Source organism: Paenisporosarcina sp. P5_A11 (assembly GCF_056400705.1).
In genome coordinates, this window is sequence record NZ_JBFUKT010000173.1 from 1 (window position 1) to 6813 (window position 6813).

At 34.8% G+C, this 6813-nt stretch carries 6 protein-coding genes and 1 pseudogene; 3 read left to right on the forward strand and 4 right to left on the reverse strand.

Annotation, left to right across the window (positions count from 1 at the left end; genetic code table 11):
- The first annotated feature begins 369 nt into the window (after nt 1-369).
- From AC1DOS_RS16670 to AC1DOS_RS16680, 3 genes and pseudogenes are all read left to right on the forward strand, one after another.
- Nucleotides 370-1272 carry an NAD-dependent epimerase/dehydratase family protein gene (locus tag AC1DOS_RS16670; protein WP_477538409.1) on the forward strand — a complete coding sequence of 301 codons (903 nt, stop codon included), beginning with the start codon at nt 370-372 and terminating at the stop codon, nt 1270-1272.
- A 106-nt stretch (nt 1273-1378) separates the two neighbouring features.
- A pseudogene (locus tag AC1DOS_RS16675) lies at nt 1379-2706 on the forward strand (IS3 family transposase).
- Between the two features lie 385 nt (nt 2707-3091).
- Nucleotides 3092-3421, forward strand: coding sequence for an antibiotic biosynthesis monooxygenase family protein (locus tag AC1DOS_RS16680; protein WP_477538410.1), 330 nt, complete (start codon nt 3092-3094; stop codon nt 3419-3421).
- A gap of 525 nt (nt 3422-3946) precedes the next feature.
- Here AC1DOS_RS16680 and AC1DOS_RS16685 read toward each other — a convergent pair.
- The 4 genes from AC1DOS_RS16685 to AC1DOS_RS16700 all read right to left on the reverse strand — a co-directional run bounded on the left by AC1DOS_RS16685 (nt 3947) and on the right by AC1DOS_RS16700 (nt 6797).
- Nucleotides 3947-4489, reverse strand: a complete 543-nt coding sequence (locus AC1DOS_RS16685; RefSeq protein ID WP_477538411.1) for a GNAT family N-acetyltransferase — start codon at nt 4487-4489, stop codon at nt 3947-3949.
- A 271-nt stretch (nt 4490-4760) separates the two neighbouring features.
- Entirely contained in the window at nt 4761-5009 is a 249-nt protein-coding gene (locus AC1DOS_RS16690) for a hypothetical protein (RefSeq protein ID WP_477538412.1), read from the reverse strand.
- A 33-nt stretch (nt 5010-5042) separates the two neighbouring features.
- Nucleotides 5043-5603, reverse strand: a complete 561-nt coding sequence (locus AC1DOS_RS16695; protein WP_477538413.1) for a DUF421 domain-containing protein — start codon at nt 5601-5603, stop codon at nt 5043-5045.
- Between the two features lie 303 nt (nt 5604-5906).
- The gene (locus AC1DOS_RS16700) at nt 5907-6797 is read right to left on the reverse strand and encodes a hypothetical protein (protein ID WP_477538414.1); all 891 of its coding nucleotides are present in this window, start codon (nt 6795-6797) and stop codon (nt 5907-5909) included.
- Nucleotides 6798-6813 lie beyond the last annotated feature (16 nt).

Here is a 6813-nt window from a genome sequence, read left to right on the forward strand (position 1 = left end):
AAGTTCCCGTACCCGTTAGCACAATAATAAATCTACTTTTGACAGCATCCGCAAAACACCTGAATGGTTAGGAATAATTTTTCTTTTTATCACGGTTTTTCTTTCTTATCGTACTTAGAACGTTATCAACCCACTCCCTAAACCTAATAGAATGATTGGGAAGTATTCAACTAGGTTCATTAAACAAGAGCTTGTCATTTATTTCAACTCACATTCTCGGATATTGAATCGATTGCAAATGAAGTAATTATGATTAAAACCCTTGTACTTGTACCTCTTTATTAGTACCTGAAATATCTAGCTATAATTGCTAAAAAAAAGGAGATATCATATCTTGTACAGAACAATATAAAAAAGGAGTGGATGCAATTGGAAATTTTGATTTTAGGGGGTACACGTTTTTTAGGTAGATTTTTAGTAAATGCAGCACGAAAACGAGGACATCATGTCACGCTTTTTAATCGTGGAAATAACGGTGATATTTTTCCGGAAATCGAACAGTTAAAAGGAGATCGTGACGGGGATTTACAAGTGTTAAAAGGACGTAAATGGGATGCGGCTATTGACACGTCGGGTTTTATACCTAGAACTGTATCAAAATCATGTCAATTACTTAATCATGTCAATCATTATACTTACATCTCAAGTATTTCGGTTTACAAAGATCCAAGTAAACCAGGTCTTGATGAACAGGCAGAGGTACATACAATGGATAATGAAGAAGTAGAAAAAATTACTCATGGGACAGCTGGACCAATATATGGAGAATATTATGGTCCATTAAAAGCTTTGAGTGAAAAAGCAGCAGAAAAAGAATTGCCAGGAAAAATTTTAGTTGTTCGTTCTGGTCAAATTGTTGGACCCTATGACTATACGGATCGATTACCATATTGGATTAAAAGATTATCAGAAGGAGGAGAGGTTTTATCTCCAGGCCGTCCTAATCGCCCTATACAAGTTATCGACGTAAAGGATTTAGCGCGATGGGTCATCCAGTTGATTGAACAAAATGTTACAGGTACGTTTAATGCTGTCGGACCAGATAAAACTCTAACGATGGAACAATTACTTAAAGAATGTAAAAGAGTAAGTAGAAGCGATGCTACTTTCACATGGGCATCTGAAAAGTTTTTACTAGACAACAATGTTGAGCCGTGGGGAGAAATGCCCTTATGGATACCCGAGGAATATCCTTTACCAGGAGCTGAGAAACCATGGAACGGATTTTTGGCTGTTAATAATAAAAATGCGATGAATACAGGATTGAACTGAACCCCGAATAGTGGACACTTTAAAAAAAGTGACCCTATCCGGGGTTTTTTCTATTCATAGACCCCGTTATACTTGAAGATAACAATTATGGACGGGAGCTTTTCAGATGAGCAAAATTATATTCAATGAACATCAAAGAAGACAAATTGAATCAAATCCTAATGTGACCTCTGTGTCTGATCGTACAATCCAGTTTACTTATGACTTCAAAGTTCGAGCAGTGAAAGAAAATTAGGCTGGAAAAGGTCCTGCTCAAATCTTTACTGAAAATGGATTTGACCTAAAGGTCATTGGAACCAAAAAGGTTCAATCAGCGTTAGGACGTTGGAGAAGAATATATAACACTCATGGTGAATTGGGTTTTCAGGAGGAGCGCCGCGGAAAAGCTAGTACTGGGCGACCTTCTACTAAAGACGTATCTGCAGAAAATAAGTTAGAGAAGGCTGAAGCACGGATCAAATACTTGGAGGCTGAACTGGAGCTGCTAAAAAAGCTAGAAGAACTAGAGGGGCAGGTGAAGAAACAGTTCTAGAACCAAAGGAAAAATACGATGTAATTAATCAAGTCATCCGAAAGTATCAACTTAAGAATATGGTATCTCATCTCTGTGAAATGACTGATGTAAGCCGAAGTGGTTATTATGAGTGGCTCGAAAACACCGAGAAGCATGCGATTCGTGAAGAACAAGATTATCAAGACTATTTACTATTGAAATGCATCTACGATGCCAACAAAGGGAGAGTCGGCTATCGTGGTCTTTACATGGCCCTTGTAGAATTACTGGAAACACCCATGAATCATAAAAAGATTATTCGTTTGATGCGTAAGTTCAATTTTTCCGCTAAGATAAGACGCCCAAACCCTTATAAAAATATTGCAAAAGCTACTCATGCGCACCGGACAATTCCGAATCGATTGAATAGACAATTCAAACAAGACGAACCAGGCAAAGTACTTCTGACTGACATCACATACCTTCCCTATGGAGGTGGTCAAACAGCCTATTTATCATGTGTAAAAGACGTTGCCACACGGGAGATACTCGCATATGAGCTTTCAACTAGTTTAAGTATGAAAATTGTTTACCGTACTCTAGCTAAATTAGAAGAATCATTAGGAGGAAACATTCATCCTGAAGCTATGATCCACTCGGATCAAGGGTTCCATTATACACACCCAGATTATCAAGAAATCGTGAAGGAAATGGGTCTAGTTCAATCTATGTCACGTCGTGGTAATTGTCTAGACAATGCCCCTATGGAGTCATTCTTTGGACATTTTAAAGATGATGTAGATAATAAGGACGCCCTGAGTTTGTTTGACCTTAAGGTCATGGTTGATGAATATATGGAACATTACAATACAACACGTAAACAATGGAACTTAAAAAAGATGACTCCGGAACAATACCGAAGTCATCTAATCGCAACATGAATTTTAAGGTGCCTTTTTATTAAACTGTCCGTTAATAAGGGCTCAGTTCAGATTAACATTTCGTCCTCTTTCAGAAACCTTAAAAGATATTTTAGACTGGGAACAAAACCGTCCACAAGGGCATGAAAGAAAAACCGGTATAGATAGACAACGTGAAAAAAAACTTCTTAAAGAATGGCACGAAACAAATAAATGAACTCAACAGTCCGTAGTGTACTTTTACGGACTGTTCTAAAGTGCCCTTATTGAGGAGCAGAATCTTTCCCCACCTGTAAATGTTTGTTTAATAATTATATCTAAAACTGAAAATACTTCTTCGGTTGTACTGTGCAATAAAAATTATCTGATAACATTACTTTTATATATAATAAGGAGGAGTTATTTCATGTTTTTCGCGAATACACCAGAACCCCCATACTATGCTGCCATCTTTACGTCTCAAAGAACTGAGAAGGATAACAAAAGTTACAGTTCAACAGCTGATTTAATGGATGAACTTGCTTCGAAACAAGTTGGCTTCTTAGGAGTGGAAAGTGCGAGAGATCAGAATGGATTCGGAATAACTGTATCCTACTGGGACTCCATAGAAGCTATAAAACTATGGAAAGAAAATGTTTCTCACAAAAAGGTTCAAGAAAAAGGTAAACAAGATTGGTACTCTTCATACACTACTAGGATTTGTAAAGTGGAAAGAGCTTATTCAAACAGTAAATAAGTATTGAGCTTCATGTTTAAGCATGAAGCTTTTTTGTACAACATAACCATTTAATTAAAAAGTTGATAAACTCTTAAAGATTCTTTGATACAATTTTTAAGTAGGAGGATGCTTATCTTCGAACTGCATTATTTTAATTCGCACAAATTAAACATCTTTTTATCACAATCCATGCATGAAGCTACTTTACCATTTTTGTGATTTAAGAGATCATACATTGCTCCATTTTCGGCTTCACTATCAATAAAATGAAATGTTGTACCTAACTGAACCCGAGACTTGTGTTTTATTGTAGTACCCTGTTTTCGAACCGCAATGAGGGCAAGAATCAGTCGGTGATTTCAAAAAAACCTCGTTTCCTTACTTCACTTTATGTGTCAAATGCAACATAAAGCATTCATTCTCTTATTCAACTAACCTACCCCTTTAGTCGAAGAAGAAAAAGAGCTATTAGCTGCTCATTGATCTTAAACTCAAGCACCGTTAGTTGATTGATTAATCACTTATGCTTCTTTACTTCTCATTCTAAACCCGTTCGCTGACCTTTATTCTCCAAATCATATGATCATACCCTTCGTCCCAATAATCCTTTAACAAGTAATCAGGTTCTCCAAATTTCTTTTTCCAGATTTTTTGTGCACTAATATATCCACTATCTAAACAAAATTCTTCTATGTCTTTATTCTGTAAAGTAAAATACATTTTATTCAATAGCAAATTCCCTACCCCAATCCTCTGGTAGTCAGGATGAACAAATACTGTACCTATTTCAATTAGCTCTTTGAAAGTATTGTTTGTACAATCACTAATGAGATCGCTTGCTGGTCCGTATCCAATTGAACCAATAATTTTATCATCATCTAAAGCAATCAAAAAATATCTTTTTTCACCTTTGCTTTCAAAATCACTTTCTAAGTATTTTTCCTTCACTTTAATTTCATCTTTAATATCATCCAATTTCTCCCCTATGCCTTCCTTAGTAAACGTATCAATAATCACAATTCTAAAAAATTCATTTAACTGTTCAATGTCCTCAATTCTTGGCCTTCTAATCTCCACATTAATCACCCAAAACCCTCCCATAACTCCTATTCACTTGAAACAATATTACAATATTTCAGTAATTCTTTTTAAAGTGTCCGGCCTTATTAGTTGAATAAGAAAAAGAGCTGCTTACGCAGCCCGATAATCTATAACTAAAGCACCTGTTAGTTGATGAAGAATCTATAAACATTTCAATACATCAGAAAAATAATTGAAACCATTTGGAAAACCGAAACTACTAACGCTTCAGCCATTCTTCTAACGTCATCATTTTAAAATCCTCTTGAACATCTAATCAAATTGGAGAGATTAACTCAATAGAGTTACCATCTGGGTCAAGATAGATTGCAGCATGTGCATGAGGATTATTAGGTAATACAAATGGTTGATGATGTTCATCAAAGCCAAATGAAGTACGAATAGCTATTTCTTTTTCATTCAACCATTTCTTAACGTGTATGATATCCTCTTTCTCTACGAAATGCGATATGACGTATGGAAGGGTGATAAAGTACCTCAACTTTATCGGTTTCCCATAAACCAAGCCAACTTTCTCCTTTTACAATCCAGAAAAAAGCTAATTTTTCTTGTTTCGCACATCAGGTGTATCCTTTTGATAAGAAAAGGATGTATCGGAAAACTTGGATTCGATTAATAGTAGTAAATTCTGAATGTCCTGCTTGGTGGCTGGTTGTTTATTAGCCTTCAACTTATAACCAAGTTCTCCATTAACCTCTATTGTTGCCCACTCTAAATCACCTATAGCGTAGGTTCCAACTTTGCGTAATCGCATTTCAAGATTGTCAGTAGTAAGTCTCATTTTTTTCATGTTTTCTTCATTTATGGTTCCATTTTCAATTACTAATACTGATTTTCCTGTAAGAAGTGTTTCTACTCCTTCAAACTTTATTTTAAGATACTGGATAACAAACACTGTAAATATGAGAACAGAAGCAACACCAAATGTGTTCCAAAGCCCTTGGTCCTCGATAGGACGACTAAGTAAAGGTCCAATCGTAATCATTATAACAAGTTCGGAGACAGTCATTTGAGAAATGGAATTTCTTCCAGCTAGTCTTAATAAGAGCATTCCCACTGCAACAATGAGAACTGTATTCCAAATCAAATTTAATTGCATATTACCAACCCTTTTTGATTAGTTTGCCCAAAGGACTAATATAATATACATTTAATATAGAGGGCGTAGGGATTAAAACGAGAATTTCCATTTGGTGCAGAAGATGCAGTAAATCCGGGTATTCCCAGATTTTGTGGTGAAATCTATAAAAATGGAACAGCTAAATCAATTATTTCTAACTGTAGGACCGTTTCCTTCGGATGTAACATGTACCCCCCTCTCTTATTCAACTAAACTGCCTCGTTAGTTSAATAAGCGTTGTTCAACTAAAGCACCCGTTAGTTRAACAAGTTAGTGTACCTATTATTTAATTTTTTTAGCTACATAATCCCCGTAAAAGTATGAGTTATCTAGATCATCATATTTAGGTGTAGCAATTATAGTATATTTACCATTTTCATCAACTTCAAATAAAGCTACATTATTATACTCCCATCCTACGGATTGATCAGAATTTGAATTATCTACCAACATATCAATGTTGTATATCCCTTTAGTTAATACCCCACTTTGTTGAAAGTCCACTATTAAATCCTTAGCTTTTGGAATAGGATGTTTATTTTTATTCATGTCAAATTCAAATAAAAGATTCACCACACCTATATATCTCAAATTATAATTTTCACGCCGAGGATCACTTGGTTTCAATGTAGGTAAAAGAGCATTGGTATCAATTTTTTGGGTCTTTTTAAAATCTTCTAATAATTCTTGAGAATATACCATATTTAATTCAATATTATCGAAAGGGAACATGTAGGCAGGTTCTCCATCCTCAATAACAACTTTTCGAGGATATTTTACTAAACCATAATTTTTTATTATTTTATTCATCGCTTGAATAACTTCAGGATGCTGCTCTATATATGCACCTTTAAACATTTCTAAATAAARATCATCACTTGATTCTTGAACAAATTTATAGATAATACTTTTATCCTGATGAGTCTCCTTTTCAAAAGTAATTCTTGGATACGCTGAGTACGGTTTATCTATTCTTAAATGAGTATCGTAATTATCATCTACCAAGAAATTGTTTTCTGCTGTTATAATTTGAAACTCCTTTTCAAATCCATAATTAGTTTTTAAATAATCTTGAACTGGCTTTTTTAAATCATCTTTAGAGACACATCCATTTAGAATTAGGATTGAAATACTCCCTAAGATGATTTGAGTCAATTTTTGAATATTCATCAATCCTCTATCCTACCTT

What these genes read in the sequence shown, in the direction of transcription:
- AC1DOS_RS16680 (WP_477538410.1), top strand. Translation starts at nt 3,092, where the DNA reads ATGTTTTTCGCGAATACACCAGAACCCCCATACTATGCTGCCATCTTT.
- AC1DOS_RS16695 (WP_477538413.1), bottom strand. Translation starts at nt 5,603, where the DNA reads ATGCAATTAAATTTGATTTGGAATACAGTTCTCATTGTTGCAGTGGGA.